At 44.2% G+C, this 3,614-nt stretch carries 2 protein-coding genes and 1 pseudogene; all 3 read left to right on the forward strand.

The window, feature by feature from the left end; translation table 11 throughout:
• Positions 1-273: 273 nt before the first annotated feature.
• A complete protein-coding gene (gene sdsA, locus B4H32_RS00835; RefSeq protein ID WP_004681534.1) occupies positions 274-1,251 on the forward strand; it encodes an All-trans-nonaprenyl-diphosphate synthase in 978 nt (325 codons plus the stop codon).
• A 15-nt stretch (positions 1,252-1,266) separates the two neighbouring features.
• On the forward strand, positions 1,267-3,336 hold the full coding sequence (locus B4H32_RS00840) for a site-specific recombinase (RefSeq protein ID WP_286799206.1): 2,070 nt from the start codon (positions 1,267-1,269) through the stop codon (positions 3,334-3,336).
• Positions 3,337-3,488: 152 nt separating this feature from the next.
• Positions 3,489-3,614 (forward strand): annotated as a pseudogene (locus B4H32_RS00845) (phosphatidylglycerophosphatase); the annotation flags it as partial.

The raw sequence follows: 3,614 nt of genomic DNA on the forward strand, positions 1-3,614 counted from the left end.
AGAATACGTTGTTTTTATTGATTCTGATCGGGTTTTGCAATACATTCTAAAAAACCAATTGCGACAATAACAATCTGTGTTCATATAAAGTCACGCATACCTATGGTATAAAGCTTGGGTTTGACTATGTAGAGACCGCTTTTTTGTCTAACGAAAGCCGCAAAATCGCTGCACCGATTTAAATGACTGATTACACAGCCTGTATAGCTGTTCAGCAACAGACATATTGATACACCTAACACTATATTTCACCTGTACGAGGTTCTTCTTCATATGGTTATCGATTTTAAGCAAGACATTCTCTCTCCTGTAGCGACAGATTTTGCTGCGATGGATCATTTGATCAATGAAGGAATCAGCTCCAAGGTTGGCCTGGTCATGTCGGTCAGCAAGCATGTGGTTGAGGCTGGCGGTAAGCGTATGCGCCCAATCATGTGCCTACTCGCAGCCCGTGCATGTGGTGTAGCCAATATGCAGCATGCGCAGCATCTGGCTGCAATCATTGAGATGCTGCATACCGCAACGCTGGTACATGATGATGTTGTGGATGAGTCCAATCTGCGCCGCGGCAGACCCACTGCCAATGCAACCTGGAACAACCAGACCGCCGTTCTGGTCGGTGACTTTCTGATTGCCCGCGCTTTCGATTTACTGGTGGACTTAAACAACATCACTTTACTCAAGGATTTCTCAACAGGAACCTGTGAAATTGCGGAAGGTGAGGTTTTACAGCTTCAGTCCCAACACCAGCCAGAGACCACTGAAGAAACCTATCTAAAAATTATTCATGGTAAAACATCACGCCTGTTTGAACTGGCAACTGAAGGCGCGGCTATCTTGGCGGGTACTGAAGAATACCGTGAGCCACTACGTCGCTTTGCGGGTCACTTTGGCAATGCCTTTCAGATCATTGACGATATTTTAGACTACACCTCCGATGCGGAAACACTGGGTAAAAATATTGGTGATGATTTAATGGAAGGCAAACCGACTTTACCGTTAATTTCAGCATTGGCCCACTCCACTGGTGATGACCATGCGATTATTCGCCGCAGCATTGCAACAGGCGGTGTGGAACATTTGGATAAAGTGATTGAAATTGTTCATCACTCAGGTGGTCTGGATTACTGTCAAAAACGTGCCCAACAAGAAACGGATGCCGCTTTAGAAGCGCTTAAAGCACTTCCAGATAATGAATATCGCCAGGCACTGATGAATCTAACCTTAATGGCCTTACATCGACTACAATAATTTTTCTGAGTGCCTATGCATTTAAATTTATCTGATTTATTTTTAAAAATGCAGGAACAGCTTGACCATCCTGAAGCTGTTCCTGAAAGTCTTCTTGCCAATGAGCAGATCCTCATTGAACTGGTCAATCGCATACGACCCAAAAAACCGAATGATGCTGAAGAAGTTAAACAGCGAATTCATGCATTAATCAAAATTCTTTTGCTGACTCCCACTTCAGCAACTTTACTCCAGAATTTCCTGCTCAAGCTGATGAGCCAGTATAAACAGATCAGCCTCTATGCCGACAGCGGCATTCTTTCGCTGGATGGTTTCTGGAATCAGCTTGGGCAACGTCTTGGCGCACATTTCCTGCCTTTAGTGGAAGATGCTAACCAGCTTAAAACCCTCGTTGGCAAAGTCTTTCATAAGCAAAGTGATGGAGAATGGCTGGACCTGATCGAAAATCAGGACTGGATTACCCTCTTCAACCTAATTGCTGAAAGCCAAAGCAACACGAATGAAAAACAGGTGTGTAAAACCGACCTGATCAAGGCCATTACTGTGTTGTCCTATCGGATTAGTGGCATTGGTCTGTATCCAGAATTTATTAATGCACAACCCGACATTATTGAATATGAGTCACCTTTTTTGGTTCAGAACCGTGAAATTGTAGAGTTCATTGAAAAGTATAAACAGCAGATACACCAGCAGGATACAGTTGCGGTGCTTGCTCCTCCCGATGCGTCACAGGCCTTTGTGATGCTGGACCAATGCCGTGAGGTTGTGCTCAAGATCCGTCGGGCAACCAAGCGCATCGGGGTCAGTATCAGCCTGACCTATTTATTGTCCTTACTGGAGCAGGCGCTTGACCGTATTGAATTATTGCTTGGTTTGCTTGCCAGTAAAAATGATTTCCACTATATCGCACTGGGACAATTAATTACTGACCTGACCCAGGCCCATTATGATGAAAAAAGTGTTCGTCACCTACTAAATTCAACCAGTGAACTGATTGCCCTGCAAGTCACCGAAAATGCCAGTAAAACAGGTGAGCATTATGTAAGTACCGATAAAAAAGGCTTTTTCGGCATGTATAAGGCGGCGGCAGGTGCAGGCGCAATTATTGCCGTCATGGCCACCTTGAAAATTTTAACGACCCGTCTGGTACTTGCTCCATTTATGCATGCATTTTTATATAGCATGAATTATGGTCTAGGTTTCATGCTGATCCATGTGCTGCATTTTACGGTTGCAACCAAACAACCTGCGATGACGGCCGCAGCACTTGCAGCAACGGTACAGCAGCAGAAAGGCAGTAAAACAGCTCAGATTGCTGAACTGGCGGCCCTGATTATCAATATTATCCGAACTCAATTCATCGCAATACTGGGAAATATTTCAATCGCTATTCCTGTAGCGGCCTTAATTACCTTTTTATGGCAGTACAGTCTTGGGGAACCGTTACTTTCCCCTATTAAGGCAGCCAAGACACTACATGATTTAAATCCATTTACTTCGCTGGCTATCCCGCATGCGGCAATTGCAGGTGTCTGTTTATTCCTTTCAGGCCTGATTGCGGGCTATTTCGATAATCTGGCAGTCTACCGAAAGGTCGGCCCCCGTCTAAAACAGCACCGCCGCCTAAAACGCTGGATGGGACAGGCACGACTGGACAAGTTTGCCAACTATATTGAAACCAATCTCGGGGCTTTGGCAGGTAACTTCCTGTTCGGGATAATGCTGGGAAGTATGGGAACCATCGGTTTTATTTTAGGCCTGCCGCTGGATATCCGTCATATTGCCTTTGCATCCGCCAATTTCATTCAAGGCTTAATGACAGTAAGCGGCGCACCTGACCTTGGTTTAATCATCGTGTCATTTTTGGGCGTTATGTTGATTGGTCTCACCAACCTGTTTGTCAGCTTTACCCTGACGATTATTGTCGCGTTGCGTGCGCGCCGTGTTCGCTTCTCACAGTGGAAACCCTTGGCTAAATTAGTCATCACCCATTTCCTGACCCGACCAAGTGATTTCTTTTGGCCACCAAAACAACCAATCGAAGTAGATGATGATGCATCAAGTGAACAAAAAGTGAGACATTAATCAATTTTTGTTATGTTTTTTTACTGAACCTTAAAAAAATCTGAAAATGAAATTATCATAAAATTTCAAGACTTGACCAAAAGTGTACTCGAAAGTACACTTTCAAACATTATATAACCCTGAACAATGGTTAAGCAAATAATGAGGTTCGCATGCCGTACCTACTGCTTTGTATTGGTTGCTTTTTTTTAGGACTCGGTGTGTTTGGGCTGGTTTATCTCGACACATCGACTTTAGACCTTTTTAGTGTTCAAGCTTTATTTGAACACCGTTCGTTT

It is taken from the genome of Acinetobacter sp. UBA2063 (assembly GCF_002333245.1).
Classification (GTDB): domain Bacteria; phylum Pseudomonadota; class Gammaproteobacteria; order Pseudomonadales; family Moraxellaceae; genus Acinetobacter; species Acinetobacter parvus.

What these genes read in the sequence shown, in the direction of transcription:
- sdsA (WP_004681534.1), top strand. Translation starts at nt 274, where the DNA reads ATGGTTATCGATTTTAAGCAAGACATTCTCTCTCCTGTAGCGACAGAT.
- B4H32_RS00840 (WP_286799206.1), top strand. Translation starts at nt 1,267, where the DNA reads ATGCATTTAAATTTATCTGATTTATTTTTAAAAATGCAGGAACAGCTT.